This window comes from Falseniella ignava CCUG 37419 (assembly GCF_000301055.1).
GTDB lineage: Bacteria > Bacillota > Bacilli > Lactobacillales > Aerococcaceae > Falseniella > Falseniella ignava.
This window is the reverse complement of the sequence record NZ_JH932300.1, coordinates 98,980-115,933: the sequence shown is the minus strand read 5'-3', so window position 1 is coordinate 115,933 and position 16,954 is coordinate 98,980. Positions and strand designations below refer to the sequence as shown.

Genomic DNA, 16,954 nt, shown 5'->3' with positions numbered 1-16,954 from the left:
CTTCACAGTATAGCAAAGAGATGTGAATTTTTTGCTAAATTTGCTTGACCTTTTCGTTTTATAAAACTATTCTTCAATTATTTCTTTACGAATCAACAACAACCCATCCCCTAACGGAATCAAAGAAGCGCGGTGAGGCGATGCATAGACTACTTCAAATAACTCGTTCAATTTTCGATGAATTTTTCGAACTCGTTTTGGAATGGTTGATTCATCATCCAAGACGGTTCCTCCTTGAAGCACATCATCGATTAATAATACGCCTCCAACCTTCAGAAGTCGCATGCATTCTGGGAAAAATTCGACATATTTTGCTTTGGCACTATCCATAAAAATAACATCATACGGCCCATTTAGTGTTGGTAATATGTCAGCCGCATCTCCTTCTAATAAGGTGATCCGCTCCTCCAAGGCTAGGTGTTTGAAATTTTCTTTCGCTCGTTCGTACATTAAGGGATAACGGTCAATAGTTGTTAAATGGCCTTGAGAGGTCAAATGTTGCGCCATCAAACTAGCAGAGAAACCGATAGCAGTGCCAATTTCTAATATTTGTTCAGGTTGAATAATACTCATGAATAGATCAATGAACTTTGCGGTTTCATGAGGAATAATTGGAATCCCTCTTTCATTGGCATAAGCTTGAATTTGATTAACACCTTCACTATCAAATCCACCCTGAGCCGTCCGCATAAATTCGACTACTTTCTCCATCACAACAGGGTGATGCATCATTTCATTTAACATTCTTTATTTCTCCTTTATTAAAATAAATAACGAACCTACCCCTCATTCGAGGATACTGTAGGCTCGTTCATCATTAATCCTTGAGTGTTTCTAATTCATTTATCTCACGAGTCAACTCTTGATGGACGCGTTCTTGATCCACATCACTATATAAATTATAGTCTGTATCAATCGTGGCAAGCGGATCGAGCTCAACGCGAATGCCGCGAATTCGACCATTTTCGATGGTATCGGTAGTAAGAACATATCGATTGGCACGAAATGTCAATTGCTCGTCATTTTCAGGAACATATCCGAGATGGTAGATCATTAATCCTGCAATCGTATCTACTTCATCGGATTCTAACGTCTCTTCAAAATAATTATTGAATTTATCTAATGGTACTATTCCATTGATATAAAAGTGCGTCTCATCGATTTGTTCAATATCCCCTAACGAGATTTCATCCGTTTCATCTTCGATATCTCCCACAATTTCCTCTAAGACATCTTCCATCGTCACAATTCCTTCAACACCACCATACTCATCTCGTAAAATCGCCATATGATTCTCCGCTCGGCGAAACTCTACCAATAAATCATCGATATAAATCGTTGAAGGAACAAACAATGGCGGACTCGCCAATTCATGCAACTGAATATGTTCAAACCCATGTTCCGCTGCTGCTTTAAGTACGTGTTTAATATGCAAGACCCCTACCACATTATCTTTATCATCTTCATAAATTGGGATCCGTGAAAAAGGTGAACTCAAAATTTCTGCGATATTTTCAGTGTAGTTGTCTTCGATATCGATCATAAATGTATCTGTTCGAGGCACCATAATCTCCCGTGCCATTTTGTCATCTAATGACAATACCCCTTGCAACATGGTAAATTCCTCTAGGTCAATCGAACCTTCATCGCGACTTTCAGAGAGAATGGCTTTCATCTCATCTCGTGTGAAACGTTCGTCTCCCTTATGGAAATCGATTGGCGTAATTTTTCGCAAACCACTTGAGGCTACTTGAATTAACCAAACGAAGGGTTTAAATAAACGATAAGTTCCCATAATAATGAAACTCGTTGACAGTGCTACTTGTTCTGGTGCTTGCAACGCCACTTGCTTAGGATAAACTTCACCTAATACGATAATTAATAAGGCTAATCCTAAAAATCCTAGTCCAATCGCTACATACTGCAAAACATTCCATGTCGCCATGGTTCCATTGGAAGACATATACGATAAATAATACAATGTCATTCGTGATCCGATGACCAACGTGATTAAGGTGGTAATCACTTGCATCGTAGCTAAGAAAGTTTCAGGTAATTCAATCAATTGAAGCACACGACGTGCATTACGTGAGCCGTCATCCGCCATGGCACGAATTTTGGATTGATTCAATGACACATAAGCCGTCTCATTTGCCGCATAAAATGCATTTAGCATAATTAATATTAGTAGTACCAACAACTGCGGCCACAAGGAACCCGGGGAATCCATGTTTATTCTCTCCTTTTTGATAAAAAATATTTCAGTTTTCTTCTATTTTTTCATAATGTTTTCTCTACAATAATATAAGCAATTTCAGTTAAAAAATCAATCATTGCCCTAAACGATGCAACGTTAACACGCGACTCAATGGTATTTTATTAAATGTTTATGATTTTTATCAGATTAATGTTAAAATACTATGAGAGAAAGATAGCTATTATAATGGGTAAATGATATAATCTAGTAGTTAATACATACGAAAGGCAGGTTAAGCATGCTAGAGCACTTAATGGTACCCGCATCACAAGTTATTACAATTGCAGAATCATTTAATCTTCAATCAGCCTTAGAAGTATTGGAAAAACACCAACTCCGCTGTGCACCAGTGATTGATAACAGCGGGCAATTATATCGCGGGAATATTTATCGATATCATATCTATAAGTATGCATATGAGCATCCTGACACACAACTAGAAACGATTCCAGTAACACATTTATTAAAAAATTCAAGTCATGTCATCCAAGAACCTAATTCTATTTTGCATTTATTTTTCGCTATTCGTGACTTACCCTATATTGCTGTATTAAATGAACAACGTTCTTTTATTGGTATTATTTACCATAAAACGATGCGTGATTATATCGTACAGGGATGGGATCTAAAAAATGCGAGCTACTTTATACAGATTGATCTTCAACATACTCCCTTTGAAGAAATCAAATTATGGTGGTTAATGAGGCGCCATCTCAATGTTACTGGCCAATTAACTTTTGAGGAAACAACATATGATACACCAAATTGTTTATGCCTCTTAATTCCAAATCATATCTCGGATATTAAAGTTAATCAGTTTATCCATCATTTAACAAAACGAGATTATCGCGTCAATTCTTATCCAATCTAAGACTCAATAAGAAACCTAGTGTAACTGTCTCATTCAGTGCACTAGGATTTTTTTGAGCGCATCACTGCCAAACAAAAATTATTGATCGCTAAAGTTATGCATGTCTTTACGACGGAATACTTCAAAGAAAGGATTAGTTTTTAATTCTTCACCAATGGTTGTAGTACCACCATGGCCTGGATATAGCCGGTAATTTTCTGGTAATGGAATAATTTCTTGACCAATATAATAGATGAGATCAAAGTAACTTCCTCCTGGAAGGTCTGTACGACCAATCGTCCCTTTGAAAATCGTATCTCCATTGAATATTAGAGCTTGATCATGGAACACATACACGACATGCGCAGGGCTGTGACCGGGAACAAAGCGGACTTCAAATTCAAAATTCCCAATTTGATACGTTCCCTTATGCTGCCAATAATGTTCAGGTGCTCGGTAATGCCCCATTTGATCTGCAGTATATTCAATAAATAAATCTTCTTCTGCTTCAGGAATATATACTTCAACTTGATAGTGTTCTCTAATGTCATTGACTGCCCCTACATGGTCAAAATGACAGTGGGTAATTAAGATTGCTATAGGGCGTACTTTCAATGAATCAATCCACTCAATCAATCGATCACTTTGAGCACCAGGATCAATAATAAGCGCTTCTTTTTGTTCATTGATTAAGAGGTAGGTATTTTCTTGCAAACGACCTACTTCCATTTGCTCTACTTGATACATTTTACATAACTCCTTATTTACTCATTCAAATAAACTCTAGGAACACGTTCCCCGATTGAGGTGACAATTTCGTAACCAATCGTTCCAACTTGTTTCGCAATATTCGACGCACTATTATTCGACTGCGTCTCCGGACTAATCAAAATGACTGACGTGCCGACGGGATAATTTTCTGGGAGTCGAATCATCAATTGATCCATATTGATTACCCCTAATACTGGGCATGGTTGACCCTTAACACTTAAAGTGACCTCCCGATAGTGTCTCAACCAACCATCAGCATAACCAATCGGAATGGTGCCAATCCACTCGTCACTCTCGGTTGTATAAGTCGCACCATAACTGATAGATTGTCCAGCAGGGACTTGTTTGACGTATACTAACTCCGATACTAGTTCTAACGCGGGTTGCAACGTGTATTGCGCGCCACTATCTAATTGATCTTTCGGATCAATTCCGTACATTCCAATTCCAAAACGGATGATGTCACTTTTTTGCGTCTGGTGCGCTGCTAACCAAGCTGAATCATTGTGCCAAATACCCATCGCCGTATTGGCAAAGTGACGTTCTTTGACGGAGCTAGGGACCGATTCAAGCAAAGTATTCCACTGATTTAATTGATGTTCAATATAATCAGCAGGTCCTCCCCCAGCCGTTGAAAAATGGGTGAAAACCCCTTGCCAATCTACCCAATCCAACTGGGATACTGCCTGATGGAACATCTCAATCTCGTCACACGTGCGAAGCCCAATCCGTCCCATTCCTGTATCAAGCGGGAGATGACAAATTAAACGGTGATGCTTCAACAAGTCTAATTGATCCGTTTGTTCTAATTGGCGGTATGCTTGATCAAACCAACTTGGATGCGCAACTGTAACGGTAATTTGATAATGCAAAATTTCTGCAATCCCTCTTGGGTCGGTGAGACCCAGAACAATAATCGGTACCGAGGTGATGTTAGCTTCTCTCAGTTCAATCGCTTCATCAACTGTTGCTACCAACAATCCCGTTGCTCCTGCTTCAAGAGCTGCCTTGGATACTGGCACACTGCCATGGCCGTACGCATTGGCTTTAACCGTTGCATATAACTTCTGATCTGCCGACAACGTCTCAAGCACATGCTGAACATTGTGACGGATCGCTGCTAAATCTACAATAGCCATTGTTGGACGATGATCCGTAAATTGCATAAAATTGCTCCTTTCGTAGAACCTTATTTTAATTATTCTTCAATAATAACTGTAGCCATCGCATAATCTCGACTATGACTAATCGATACAACCACTTCCGGGTACAAGACTGGACCTGCTATCATCCTAGGTTCACCGTCAGCGGTATTTATTACCGATAAACTATGAAATGGAATTCGCTTCGCTTCAGCGGAAGCAAGTGCTTTGATAAAAGCTTCTTTCGCAGCAAATCTTCCAGCTAAATAGGCTAGACGACGGCCTGGGTGTTGGTAGGAAAAAAATTGTGTTTGTTCTTCAACACTTAAGATACGTTCGACAAAGTGTGGGTGTTTTGCCAAAACATGTTGAATTCGATCGATTTCAATAATATCTGTTCCTAGCCGCATTCCCTCACCTCTTAGAGACCTTATTAACGTTGACGTTGTCGTATTTTAAATCCTTTATTATTCTTTCTCACTTGGCTATTTCTTTTAGTGCTAGAGCGTTTGGATGTTTCCTTAAAATTTCTTGATCTTTTGCCCGAGTATCTTGATTGTTCTTCCTTATTTTTTCGTTCATGTTTTGAACGTTTGGAATATTTTTTCTTTCTTATATCTTTAGTATCATACTGCTTATTTTCTGGTTTAATCCGTTCTGAACGGTTCGATGAAGTGTGCTTCCGGCGCTGTTGATGATGTTTCGACTTTGAATCTCGTTGACGGGAATGACTGTTATGCCGCTTGCTTTTACGCTTTGGTAATGGTTTTTGGGGCGAAATCACAACATCAATTTGCGTCGAATCACTGATGACTTCCGTCAATAAGGCCGTTACTAAGTCATTCACTTCATAGTGTTCTAATAACATCTTCGCTGTATTACGTAATGCATCCGCTTCTTCAGATTGTAACGTTAAATTCATGCGATCAATCAACTGTTGTATTTGACCGTGTTGGGCTTCTTTCGAAGTTGGTGGACGCATTGGCATCATCTGAATACGAGTTAATTGCTCAATCGTCTTTAAATATGCCATCTCGTTATGGGTCACAAAGGTAATCGACATCCCCTCTTTGCCCGCTCTACCCGTTCGCCCGATGCGGTGAACATAGCTTTCAGGGTCTTGAGGAATATCATAGTTATAGACATGAGTTACACCCGATATATCCAGTCCGCGAGCGGCTACATCGGTAGCCACTAATATTTCTAAGACGCCGTCTTTTAATTCTTTGATCACACTCGTTCGTTTCTGTTGGGTAATATCTCCGTGAATCATCTCCGCATTATAGCCACGCAATGCGAGCCCACGACCTACTTCATCCACCCTTTTTTTCGTGCGACAAAAGATAATCGCTTGTTTCGGGTTATGAATATCAATAAAACGTGTTAAAATATCAAATTTTTCACCGTCACTACACTTGGTAAAATATTGATCAATTAAATCCGCTGTCATCTGTTGGGCTTCAATTTGAACATGTTGAGGATGACGTAAAAACTCCTCTGCCAATGCCTTAATTTCTGAAGGCATCGTAGCTGAAAATAACATTGTCTGGCGTGAATCCGGAGTAGCTCGAATAATCGCGCGAATATCTTCAATAAATCCCATATTCAACATTTCGTCCGCTTCGTCAAGCACCAATTGTTCCAATTGACTAAAATCGAGCACATTACGGTTCATCAAATCTAAAATACGCCCCGGTGTTCCGACAATAATTTGCGGATTATAGCGTTTAAGTCGTTCAATTTGTTTGCCAATCGGCGTTCCGCCATAGACTGAGTAGACTTTGGCTTTTAATAATTTACCATAACGGTATAATTCTTCCTGAACTTGAATTGCTAATTCACGCGTCGGTGCGATAATGAGTCCTTGGATCGTTCGATTCGATAAATCGAGATGTTCTAGCATCGGGATGCCAAAAGCTGCGGTCTTTCCAGTCCCTGTCTGCGCTTGACCGATAAGGTCGTCACCCGTTAAAGCAATAGGAATCGCATCGCGCTGTATCGGTGTTAATTCCTCAAAGCCTAATTCATCAAAAATTTGTATTAATTCTGGTTTTATATTAAGTTGGTTAAATTCCACTCAGTACATTCCTCTTTCTCTATCGGTTATTCTTTTCGTAAAAAATTATGTGTTTCATGATTGGTTAACGCTGTAACGACTTGTAACAAATCGACACCTAAGCTGGATTTTACGAGCACGATGTCTTCAGGGCGAATCGATGCTTGGATTCGTTCAATCAAACGATCGTGATCTTTGCGAATATAATGAATCTGATCGGAAGGATAATTTGGGTGGATTTCTTCATATAGCGCACCCATTTCATCACCAAAGAGATAGACTAGATCTATGGTTTCCGGATCAATCACCTCTGCGATACTACGATGATAGGCTTCACTCTTCTCACCAAGTTCGCGAATATCCCCTAAAACAGCAATCCGTCGACCACCTTTTGGACGTTGCAGTCGTGCAAAGGCTTGAAGTACCGCCTTCATCGATGTTGGGCTCGCATTATACGCATCATTCAATACTTGAAGACCATTGTCAGCTTGAATCCATTCCAAGCGACTGGCGGTCAATTTAAATTGTGCGAGCTGGAAAATCGCTTGTTCGATTGGAACATTTAATCGCTTCGCAACACTTAATGCAACGACCGCATTATTCACATTATAGGCGCCCATTACTGGAATTTTACATATGACATTTGAATCTAAATTCGTTTTAAAATAAGTTTGGTCTTTTTCCTCAATAATGTCATAAGCATAGACATCGTTGTCCTCTTCCAAACCAAAACTAATACACTCAACAGAAGAAACCCAGTCTTCGAGAAAATCGGTAATTAGCGGTTCCGCCCCAGGATAAATAAAGACTCCCTCTGGATTTAAACCTGATAGTATCTCTAACTTAGCTTGCGCAATTCCAGCCCGGCTTCCTAAAAACTCCAAATGACTTTCGCCAATCAAAGTAATTACGGCGATATCGGGCTCCGCAATATGACTTAATAATGCTATCTCACCAAAGCCACTCATGCCCATCTCCAACACTGCCACTTCTGTTTCTTTCGGCATCGAAAGAATCGTGTAAGGCAAGCCGATTTCATTATTATAGTTGCCTTCAGTCTTGTGGATATGATATTTGGCGGTTAAGGCATTTGCCATCATATCTTTAGTCGTTGTTTTCCCGTTGCTACCGGTAATCCCAATAACAATCGGATCAATCAAATGACGGTAATAATTAGCTAAAGATTGCATCGCCCGCAATGTATCATCCACATAAATTACCGCAAGTTGATCGATCGGAGCGCTATCCGCTTCACGCGACCAAAAAGTTGCGACAGCTCCTTGCTCAATTGCATTTACTACATAATCATGTCCGTCCGAAGCACCACCCGTTAATGGTACAAATAAATCTCCCGGCTTAATTTTTCGTGAGTCAAACTCGACACCTGTTATATTAATTTCATGATCCGGTCCAGGCGCCGTAAATTCACTCGCACCAACCGCCTGAACGATATCAAGGATGTTTATTGTCTCCACAGTACTCTCCTTACATAATGCGCAAAGACACGAATAAGCTCTGTTCAATCCACAGAGTAGATTCGTGCCCAGCATCTTTTTCTAATATTCAACCCGCTTTTGTGCTAATTGCTCGTGGCGGCGTATAGCTAGCTGAAGTAACTCTTCAACTAAATCAACTTGCGATAAGCCTGTTCGTTCCCACAAAACAGGATACATACTAAACTGCGTAAATCCTGGCATGGTATTAATCTCATTAATATACACATCATCATTGGATGTTAAGAAGAAATCGACACGCGCTAAGCCACTACCGTCAATCGCTCGATAAGCTTTCAATGCATACTCACGAATCGTATCTGAAAGAGACTCCTCAATATTCGCCGGAATTTCCATATCTACTGTATTATTAATGTACTTCTCTTCATAGTCGTAGAAAGAAGCCCCTTTTACTAAACGGCCCACTACGCTTACATGGGCATCATCGTTTCCAAGAACGGCAACTTCAATTTCATCGGCATTAATTCCTTGTTCTACAACAATTCGGTGGTCATACTCTAAAGCTAAATTAATTGCTTGAACGAGTGCTTCACTGTCTTCAACACGTGAAATCCCAACTGATGAACCCATATTTGCTGGTTTGACAAATAATGGATACAACAAACTACCCTCAGCTTTATTAATCAGTGCATCTGGATCTTCATTCCATTCTCGACGATCAAATGCAATATATGGAACTTGAGGAATTCCAACATGATCGAATAATTGTTTGGTGATAATTTTATCCATCCCACACGCGCTAGCACAAACACCGGCACCAACATACGGCAGACCTAATGTTTCTAGAAACCCTTGGATCGTTCCATCTTCGCCATTGGGGCCATGTAACACTGGAAATACAATCGCGTCTTCTTGGTGAATCTCACAAGGTGAAATTTCGACGCCGTAAGACGTATCTGAGGCATTTTCTCCCCAACTTGCTTCTTCAGATTTTATCAGATGAAGTTGACCTTCATATGCCGGAGGAGCAGATAGTTTTGGCCCTTGCAACCATCTACCATCACGCGTAATCATCACAGGTTGTACAGAATACACTTCGTAAGTAATCATTTGTGCAATATTGTGCGCGGATAATATTGAAATGTCATGTTCCGCACTTTGTCCACCATATAGTAAAATGATATTCATCTTGATAAATCCTCCGTATCTGTACTCAACTGCTCTTCATTCAATTCGAACAACCATGTTTTAGTCGCATCATCATAAGTTATAAAACCAACATGTTCTTTCGGAAGTTGATGTTGGGTTAATAAAGTTAATTCATCTTCAATAATATTAATTGGAATACGCCAACTCTCACCAATCGGGACTGCTTGGGAAAAATTAATTTTCAACCCATCTACAAAGAGCGGGGCCATCTGCTCAGCAATTTCCAAAGGCATTTTTGCCACTTCTTTTTTGCGGAACAATGAAAATCGATTGGATTCCTCAACCAACAATTGGGTCTGTTGACATATCATCCGTTGAAATCTCGGTAGAAAATGTGCTACATGTCGATAATAAACCTTTATCAATCCGTTCGGTAAGGTCAAAAACACATAGTTATTTTGTAATTTATAGAAAAAAGCGGATTTTAACGGACGATTCGCATGAAATAAATATAGCATTTCAGATATTTCATTCGGTGTTAGTTGATGCATCGCCTCGACACTCTCAAAGTCAATCCAGGCACACAGACGTGTTTTATAATCTTCAACCGCTCTGAAATAGTTAATCACTTCACCGCGTGTTCGCAAAATTTTAAAGTTTGTTTGCACATCGAAACGCCCAAAATCTAGCGCCGCATCAGATAAAATCATCGCTTTCGGAATAAAGCTCGGATCAAAATCTATTAATTTTAAATCCATACCGCGAGTCATCACATGGTTCGTTACCGAATCATAATGGATATATAAATTTTTACGCATCACCGAGCTCCTTTCTACAATGGTTCATACCGAATTATTTTAACATTTTTTGAGATGATTTGAAATCATTCTTTGTCACAAAAATACCCGAATAGTTCGTTGAAGTCAAAGTTCAAGCAACTATTCGGATATACCTAAGCATTTTTAAAGAGTGAGTCCTCTTAGAATTGAACTTCTGGGACTTTTCGATCTTCTTCAGGTGTTTCTAACAAGTTGGATGGTTCAAAGTTATGAATGCCTGCGATTAAATTCGTTGGAAAACTTTGGATGGCTGTATTGTATTGGGTAGCACTAGAGTTAAATAATTGACGTGCTGTCGCAATTTGTTTTTCCAATTCTTCAAGGGTTGATTGCAATTGTAAGAAGTTCGTATTCGCTTTTAAATCTGGATATTGTTCTGCCACTGCTAATAATCTTGATAATGCCCCTGATAATTGATTGGAAGCCGCATTAATTTGTTCAGGCGTTGCATTCGCTGGCAAATTAATTAATTGTTGACGTGCTTTTGTGACGGATTCAAGTGTATCTGATTCATGCGTCGCATAACCTTTAACAGTATTAACTAAGTTTGGAATTAAATCATTTCGTCTTTGTAATTGAACATCAATTTGAGAGAATGCTTCTTTGACCCAGTTACGTAATTTGATTAAACGATTATAGGTACTAACCCACACGAGTCCAATAATAACCACGATTCCTAAAATAATCCATAACATATTAACAACTCCCTTGATTATGATAATTAATTCTTACTAAAGTATAACATATTCAACGTCTGCGCACACGTAATATCCTCGAATTGGTGCAATGACTTTATCATTGTATATGATATAATACGTTTGAATTAATGACATAAGATATGCGTTAAGAACATTAAGATAGGAGATCACTTATGCCCCCTACAAAATCACGTCAATTTAACCCTTATATATTTCTTAGTTTGATGATGCTATCCATCGGAGTCCTGATTGGATGGCAAGGTTGGTATATTGGAAATATTGCCCCTGTAACGAGTCAATTGCTCGCATTATTTTTAGCAAGTCTTATTTTATGGCTCAAGGTAGCCATTGACTGGCCGAGCTTAATTACACTTATCGGTCTAGGTTTGCTGCCAGGACTGACATATAGCGAAGTCTTTACATTATCCTTTGGCAATACGACCTTTGTTTTCTTATTCTTTACGTTTATTGTGACCTATGCCCTCGAACAAACTTATGCCCTAAAACGAGTGATTGCCTGGGCGATGAATAGCCGTTTTGCACAAGTATCTGCAGAGCGATTTATCTTCGCGTTTTTGTCTGTTGTTTTGCTATTGGCATCCTTTATTTCTCCAACCATTTTATTTATGATTGTCTTTCCACTTTACGAAGAAATCATGCATCAATTTGACTTAAAAAAGGGAGATCGACGAGCATCTCAACTGTTAATTGCCCTATTTTCAACGATTGCGATTGGGACAGCGATGACACCCATTAATCATGTGTTTGCGATTACTGCAATGGGAATCTATTCGAGTGCTTCTGATGTTACTATCAGTAATGCGCAATATATGTCTTTTGCAGTCCCAGCGGGGTTGGTAATTTATCTTTTACTACTCTTTTCACTCAAATATTTATGGCATTTTGATTTGTCAGACATTCAAATTAAAACTGTCCATTCTCTGAAAGATTTGCCTCCGGTAGACACTCAGGAGCGGTGGACGATTGCAGTTTTTATCGCAATGGTTCTAATGTGGATTGTTCCGGAACTGCTGGGGGGGCTCTGGCCGAATGTGACACTCTTTTTCAAAACCGCGGGCATTGCCTTTCCCCCAATGCTCTGCTGCTTACTACTTGCCGGCATCCATCTTCAAGGCAAACCTTTAATCCATTTGCCTGAAGCCATTCAGCGTGGTGTCTACTGGCCAAGTCTACTAATAGTTGCAGCTACATTAAGTTTAGGGAGCGTACTAACGAATCCAGAATTTGGCGTGACCCAATTAATCGAGTCTTATCTCGGGACCCTTTTGATTGGTTTAACACCCCTTATGATGTGCTTATTATTTATCACTTGGGCTGGAATACAAACCAACTTTGCTTCCAACTTGGTCACCACAACAATGGTTACAACCATTTTAACAACGGTTGCTGCTACTCAAATGACACAGAACTTTAACGTCGGTGTGGTCGCTTGCTTAATTGGCTTTATTGCCTCCATCGCATTAATGACCCCGCCAGCCATGCCATATGTCGCCATATCCATCGGTTCCAATTGGACCTCCTCCCGCGACTGTCTTAAATATGGAGGATGGATTCTCGTCATTAGCATTTTAACCGCTACATTTATAGGCTATCCATTAGGCCATTATCTGATTTCTCTTCCATAGAAATAGAAAGGATGATTCAAATGTTAGAACAACAACGTCAGCAAATTGATCAAATCGACCGTGAACTCGTCCGACTTTTTGAAGCGCGCATGCATGTCGTTCAAGAAGTTGCTCAAATAAAATCAAAACATCATTTACCGATCTTAGATGCTCAACGCGAAAAACAAGTTATTACGAAAGTGCAAGGATACCTTGCCAATTCAGAATTTGAACATGCACTGGCTGATTTTTATACAGAGCTTATGCGCATTTCGCGCCAACACCAACAACAGTGGATCGATCAAAATTAAGTTTATAGAATCTCTACACAAAAAAGACAGCGCTATGGCTGTCTTTTCTCTACTCTAATCTAAATCTGCTTTTCGAATCATATCATGTGGTTTAAGTGGGTGTTTTACCCGAATTTTAAAGATGTCCATTGGGTTTGGTGCCTCCGTAACGAGTACACCCTCCTCATCCCATATCTCATCAATCACATCATATTGATGACGTAAGCCAGGTCCGTAAAATTCAACTTCGTCCCCTTTTTCAAACTTATAACGTTGTTGGACGGTCGCAATTTGTGTGGTTTCATCATAATCTAGAACTTCTGCCACAAAGCGATATTGACGTATTTCACGGGGTTGTCCAAAAATTTGCTCCTTCTCTGTCGGTTGACCATAGAAGAAACCTGTCGCTAACTCACGGTGAGCGGTCTTCCATAATTCATCCACCCACTCTTGCTTGAGCTCGTAATTCTCTGGGTCTTCTAAGTAAGAATCGATTGCTTTACGATAAACGTTGCAAACCGTAGAGACATAGTGAATCGACTTCATGCGACCTTCAATTTTTAATGAGTCTACCCCCGAATTTACAATATCCGGAATGTGCTCAATCATCGATAGGTCAACCGCACTCATTGCAAAGGCTGACTCTAACTCTTCATGCTCACTCTCAACGGTTAAGCGTTCATCTAACGTAATCATATCTGATAACCCGTATTTCCAGCGGCAAGATTGACAACAGCCACCACGGTTCGCATCACGATGTGCCATATGGTTTGATAAAGTACAACGACCCGAATAAGAAATACACATCGCACCATGAATAAAGACTTCGATTTCTACATCGGTATTAGCTCGAATTTCTTCAATTTCTTGCATTGAAACTTCACGACCTAATACACAGCGAGTTAATCCTGCATCTTGCCAGAAGTTCAACGTTTCATAGTTTACCGCAGATTGTTGTGTAGATAGGTGCATCTCTAAACCAGGTGCTTCTGTTGCGCAAATGTGCATTAAGGCAGGGTCTGATATAATAACCGCATCAATCCCAATATCTCGAATTGTCCGGAAAAATTCTCCCGCTCCTTTTTCGTCCCCCATATGGGTGACCATATTAGTCGCACAATAGACTTTAGCACCTCGGGCGTGTGCGAATTCTACTCCTTCACGCATCTGATCGTAGTCAAAGTTACGTGCACGGCTTCTTAAGCCATACGCAGGAGCACCAATATAGACCGCATCGGCTCCATAATGAATCGCGATTTTTAATTTTTCTAAGCTACCTGCAGGCGCTAATAATTCTGGACGTTTTAACCCATTCTCCATCGCAGGTCTTGGTTGTTTTAATATTTCTGTCATCATTTACTCCTTATTATTTAACAGTTCCTGGTTCATGTAAGAAGAATCCAGTATCTAAATCTCGATAAGCCGGTTGAAATTGATGCAATTGTTCATCTAGAGCTTGCATCGCTTCTTCATTCCACTGATTACTTTCAATCCGTCGTTTCGCCTCTAAATATACACTGATAATGCGATTATAATTTTCCTTAGGGCATAAAATACCATCTAAAAACCAGTGATTCACGCCACATTCTACCAAATCATTTAAGTAAGGTAGTAGATCTAAGTCATTATCTGCAAAAATATGGGTACCATGCGAATCTTCAAAGATTGCATAATGCGAGTCCGGATTATTTGGGGTCGATAACGCTAAGTGTCGATCTTCAAATCGACTGGGTTCCGCTTGAATATAGTTAAAATAATTCTCCAATAATTGACGACGGCTATGATGAATACACGTAGCTCCATATACTTGATAGTACAATGGAATTACCGCTTCTTTTGCCATCTCAACTAATTCATAATAAGGAACTTCTCTAGCTACAAACGAAGCTACCGCACCATATCGACTCCAAAAATTCACTTGCCCCGCACTAGCAACTAAGGTTGCCGCATCATAAATATAAGGCATCGAACAATCCGGCTCTTTTAAGATTTGAATCAGACCGGTATCACCAACTAATAATTTATCCGCGCCTAACGCTTTAATCCGTCTTAAAAAAGGACGTGCCTGCTCTATCTTATCATTATGCAAGATGGCATTGGCTGCCACAATTACTTCGACATTATGTTGATGCGCATAGTCAATCATCTCCGCCATCGCTTCTTCCGAAAAATGTCCTGGAATGCGCAAACCGAAAACAGCTTCTCCAATCAGTAATTGATCAACGCCAAGGTCGACCAATTCGCGTCCTTGCTCTAAGGATTCTGCTGTTGCTAGAACTTTTATCATATTTATTTCCTCTTTCATCATGCACTGTACACACTTCATTCAGTACACACTAATTCGCTTGTCATATCATATCATAGCGACTCTATTTGTAAAAGTCATCTTACTTTAATTTCTCAATCGACAGACGATTAAAGCGATTACTTGAAACAATTATGTTATAATAAAATCATTAAAAAGCAAAGGAGTATTGGGATGAAATTTTTCTTAGACACAGCAAATATCGAAGAAATCAAACGCATCAACGCACTCGGCTTAGTCGATGGAGTAACCACTAACCCTACGTTGATTGCTAAGGAGAACTTACCATTCAAAGAAGTGATCGTTGACATCTGTCGTGAAGTTAAAGGTCCTGTCAGCGCAGAAGTTGTCGGGTTAACTTACGAAGAGATGGTTAGTGAAGCTCGCGAAGTCGCGGCTTGGGCTGATAATGTTGTCGTTAAAATTCCGATGACCGAAGCAGGTCTAAAAGCCGTCCATACACTTTCACAAGAAGGTATTAAGACCAATGTAACCTTAATCTTCACCGTCGCCCAAGGACTGATGGCAGCAAAAGCTGGTGCTACTTATATTAGTCCATTTTTAGGTCGCCTTGATGATATTGGTGCAGACGGTCTCCAACTCGTTGCAGATTTAAAAGAAGTGATGGATATTTATGGCTTCTCAACCGAAATTATTGCAGCAAGTATCCGCCACTTACCACACTTAGAAGGTTCTGCTTTAGCAGGTGCTGATATTGCGACAGTACCTGGATCCATTTTCCCTAAATTATGGTCTCACCCATTAACCGATCGCGGGATTGATTCATTTTTAGCAGACTGGGAAAAATACCAATCCGAACAAAAATAAATAATAATCTTTAACACAAAAGACTGCCATTATGAGGTGTCCCTCCATAATGGCAGTCTTTATTAACAATTATGCACGTTTTTGGTACGTTCCGTCAGTTGTATTAATAATTAGTTTTTCGCCAACTTCAATAAAGTCTGGAACGTTAACCACTAATCCCGTTTCCATTGTCGCAGGTTTTCCTGATCCTGTTACCGTCGCACCTTTAATTGACGGTTGTGTTTCAGTTACCGTTAGAACTACTGTTTGTGGTAAAGATACCCCAATCACTTCTGAGCCGTAAAATTGGATGCTAGTTTGTTCATTTTCCAATAAGTATTTTAACTCATCTTCGATCGTATTCATTGGAATTTCATATTGTTCAAATGTTTCCATATCCATAAAGACCGCATTATTGTCTGCGTTATATAGATATTGAACATCTTTATCTTCTAAATAAGCACGCTCAAATTTTTCATCTGGGCGGAAAGTCGTCTCAACCGTTGATCCCGCTCTAACATCACGTAATTTCATACGCATTACGGTATTTCCTTTACCTGGTTTGTGGTGACTCGCTTCCAATACTTTAATTAATTTCCCATCAACAATAATGGTCATTCCCGCTTTTAAATCTACTGCAGAAATCATCTTCTCATCTCCTTTTTGAATCAAATCCGTTCACATTATAGCATAATTCAATATACTTGCGCT

17 protein-coding genes are annotated in these 16,954 nt (G+C 39.7%); 4 read left to right on the top strand and 13 right to left on the bottom strand.

The window, feature by feature from the left end; translation table 11 throughout:
• Positions 1 to 66: 66 nt before the first annotated feature.
• Complete coding sequence (locus tag HMPREF9707_RS00600) at positions 67 to 744, bottom strand: O-methyltransferase (protein WP_006700787.1); 678 nt, start codon at positions 742 to 744, stop codon at positions 67 to 69.
• 73 nt (positions 745 to 817) lie between these two features.
• Positions 818 to 2,230: a hemolysin family protein gene (locus tag HMPREF9707_RS00595; RefSeq protein WP_006700786.1), complete on the bottom strand. Its 1,413-nt coding sequence runs from the start codon at positions 2,228 to 2,230 to the stop codon at positions 818 to 820.
• 265 nt (positions 2,231 to 2,495) lie between these two features.
• Here HMPREF9707_RS00595 and cbpA point away from each other — a divergent pair, with 265 nt between their 5' ends.
• The gene (gene cbpA, locus HMPREF9707_RS00590; RefSeq protein WP_006700785.1) at positions 2,496 to 3,128 is read left to right on the top strand and encodes a cyclic di-AMP binding protein CbpA; all 633 of its coding nucleotides are present in this window, start codon (positions 2,496 to 2,498) and stop codon (positions 3,126 to 3,128) included.
• A 78-nt stretch (positions 3,129 to 3,206) separates the two neighbouring features.
• Here cbpA and HMPREF9707_RS00585 read toward each other — a convergent pair whose 3' ends face one another.
• The 8 genes from HMPREF9707_RS00585 to HMPREF9707_RS00550 all read right to left on the bottom strand — a co-directional run bounded on the left by HMPREF9707_RS00585 (position 3,207) and on the right by HMPREF9707_RS00550 (position 11,213).
• Complete coding sequence (locus HMPREF9707_RS00585; RefSeq protein WP_006700784.1) at positions 3,207 to 3,854, bottom strand: MBL fold metallo-hydrolase; 648 nt, start codon at positions 3,852 to 3,854, stop codon at positions 3,207 to 3,209.
• Positions 3,855 to 3,871: 17 nt separating this feature from the next.
• On the bottom strand, positions 3,872 to 5,044 hold the full coding sequence (gene alr, locus HMPREF9707_RS00580) for an alanine racemase (RefSeq protein WP_006700783.1): 1,173 nt from the start codon (positions 5,042 to 5,044) through the stop codon (positions 3,872 to 3,874).
• A gap of 32 nt (positions 5,045 to 5,076) precedes the next feature.
• Complete coding sequence (acpS, locus tag HMPREF9707_RS00575) at positions 5,077 to 5,430, bottom strand: holo-ACP synthase (RefSeq protein ID WP_006700782.1); 354 nt, start codon at positions 5,428 to 5,430, stop codon at positions 5,077 to 5,079.
• Between the two features lie 23 nt (positions 5,431 to 5,453).
• Entirely contained in the window at positions 5,454 to 7,097 is a 1,644-nt protein-coding gene (locus tag HMPREF9707_RS00570; protein ID WP_006700781.1) for a DEAD/DEAH box helicase, read from the bottom strand.
• Between the two features lie 26 nt (positions 7,098 to 7,123).
• A complete protein-coding gene (locus HMPREF9707_RS00565) occupies positions 7,124 to 8,551 on the bottom strand; it encodes a UDP-N-acetylmuramoyl-tripeptide--D-alanyl-D-alanine ligase (RefSeq protein ID WP_006700780.1) in 1,428 nt (475 codons plus the stop codon).
• Between the two features lie 81 nt (positions 8,552 to 8,632).
• Positions 8,633 to 9,718 carry a D-alanine--D-alanine ligase gene (locus HMPREF9707_RS00560; protein WP_006700779.1) on the bottom strand — a complete coding sequence of 362 codons (1,086 nt, stop codon included), beginning with the start codon at positions 9,716 to 9,718 and terminating at the stop codon, positions 8,633 to 8,635.
• Positions 9,715 to 10,497: a hypothetical protein gene (locus HMPREF9707_RS00555; protein WP_006700778.1), complete on the bottom strand. Its 783-nt coding sequence runs from the start codon at positions 10,495 to 10,497 to the stop codon at positions 9,715 to 9,717. The genes HMPREF9707_RS00560 and HMPREF9707_RS00555 overlap by 4 nt, the downstream gene beginning before the upstream one ends.
• A gap of 161 nt (positions 10,498 to 10,658) precedes the next feature.
• Positions 10,659 to 11,213 (bottom strand): LemA family protein, encoded by a 555-nt coding sequence (locus HMPREF9707_RS00550; RefSeq protein WP_006700777.1) that lies wholly within the window; start codon positions 11,211 to 11,213, stop codon positions 10,659 to 10,661.
• Between the two features lie 176 nt (positions 11,214 to 11,389).
• On the opposite strand from HMPREF9707_RS00550, the gene HMPREF9707_RS00545 reads away from it, so the two are divergent.
• Positions 11,390 to 12,862 (top strand): SLC13 family permease, encoded by a 1,473-nt coding sequence (locus HMPREF9707_RS00545; RefSeq protein ID WP_006700776.1) that lies wholly within the window; start codon positions 11,390 to 11,392, stop codon positions 12,860 to 12,862.
• Between the two features lie 20 nt (positions 12,863 to 12,882).
• A complete protein-coding gene (locus tag HMPREF9707_RS00540; RefSeq protein WP_006700775.1) occupies positions 12,883 to 13,152 on the top strand; it encodes a chorismate mutase in 270 nt (89 codons plus the stop codon).
• Positions 13,153 to 13,206: 54 nt separating this feature from the next.
• On the opposite strand, the gene HMPREF9707_RS00535 is transcribed toward HMPREF9707_RS00540, so the two are convergent.
• Both HMPREF9707_RS00535 and HMPREF9707_RS00530 read right to left on the bottom strand, forming a co-directional pair.
• Complete coding sequence (locus tag HMPREF9707_RS00535; RefSeq protein WP_006700774.1) at positions 13,207 to 14,484, bottom strand: peptidase U32 family protein; 1,278 nt, start codon at positions 14,482 to 14,484, stop codon at positions 13,207 to 13,209.
• Between the two features lie 13 nt (positions 14,485 to 14,497).
• Positions 14,498 to 15,418, bottom strand: coding sequence for a peptidase U32 family protein (locus HMPREF9707_RS00530; RefSeq protein WP_006700773.1), 921 nt, complete (start codon positions 15,416 to 15,418; stop codon positions 14,498 to 14,500).
• Positions 15,419 to 15,610: 192 nt separating this feature from the next.
• On the opposite strand from HMPREF9707_RS00530, the gene fsa reads away from it, so the two are divergent.
• Entirely contained in the window at positions 15,611 to 16,264 is a 654-nt protein-coding gene (gene fsa, locus HMPREF9707_RS00525) for a fructose-6-phosphate aldolase (protein WP_006700772.1), read from the top strand.
• A gap of 69 nt (positions 16,265 to 16,333) precedes the next feature.
• Here fsa and efp read toward each other — a convergent pair whose 3' ends face one another.
• The gene (gene efp, locus HMPREF9707_RS00520; protein WP_006700771.1) at positions 16,334 to 16,891 is read right to left on the bottom strand and encodes an elongation factor P; all 558 of its coding nucleotides are present in this window, start codon (positions 16,889 to 16,891) and stop codon (positions 16,334 to 16,336) included.
• Positions 16,892 to 16,954: the final 63 nt, after the last annotated feature.

Bases quoted from the DNA above. Each gene is read 5' to 3' on its own strand.
- HMPREF9707_RS00600 (WP_006700787.1), bottom strand. From the start codon at position 744: ATGTTAAATGAAATGATGCATCACCCTGTTGTGATGGAGAAAGTAGTC.
- HMPREF9707_RS00595 (WP_006700786.1), bottom strand. From the start codon at position 2,230: ATGGATTCCCCGGGTTCCTTGTGGCCGCAGTTGTTGGTACTACTAATA.
- cbpA (WP_006700785.1), top strand. From the start codon at position 2,496: ATGCTAGAGCACTTAATGGTACCCGCATCACAAGTTATTACAATTGCA.
- HMPREF9707_RS00585 (WP_006700784.1), bottom strand. From the start codon at position 3,854: ATGTATCAAGTAGAGCAAATGGAAGTAGGTCGTTTGCAAGAAAATACC.
- alr (WP_006700783.1), bottom strand. From the start codon at position 5,044: ATGCAATTTACGGATCATCGTCCAACAATGGCTATTGTAGATTTAGCA.
- acpS (WP_006700782.1), bottom strand. From the start codon at position 5,430: ATGCGGCTAGGAACAGATATTATTGAAATCGATCGAATTCAACATGTT.
- HMPREF9707_RS00560 (WP_006700779.1), bottom strand. From the start codon at position 9,718: ATGAATATCATTTTACTATATGGTGGACAAAGTGCGGAACATGACATT.
- HMPREF9707_RS00555 (WP_006700778.1), bottom strand. From the start codon at position 10,497: ATGCGTAAAAATTTATATATCCATTATGATTCGGTAACGAACCATGTG.
- HMPREF9707_RS00550 (WP_006700777.1), bottom strand. From the start codon at position 11,213: ATGTTATGGATTATTTTAGGAATCGTGGTTATTATTGGACTCGTGTGG.
- HMPREF9707_RS00545 (WP_006700776.1), top strand. From the start codon at position 11,390: ATGCCCCCTACAAAATCACGTCAATTTAACCCTTATATATTTCTTAGT.
- HMPREF9707_RS00540 (WP_006700775.1), top strand. From the start codon at position 12,883: ATGTTAGAACAACAACGTCAGCAAATTGATCAAATCGACCGTGAACTC.
- HMPREF9707_RS00535 (WP_006700774.1), bottom strand. From the start codon at position 14,484: ATGACAGAAATATTAAAACAACCAAGACCTGCGATGGAGAATGGGTTA.
- HMPREF9707_RS00530 (WP_006700773.1), bottom strand. From the start codon at position 15,418: ATGATAAAAGTTCTAGCAACAGCAGAATCCTTAGAGCAAGGACGCGAA.
- fsa (WP_006700772.1), top strand. From the start codon at position 15,611: ATGAAATTTTTCTTAGACACAGCAAATATCGAAGAAATCAAACGCATC.
- efp (WP_006700771.1), bottom strand. From the start codon at position 16,891: ATGATTTCTGCAGTAGATTTAAAAGCGGGAATGACCATTATTGTTGAT.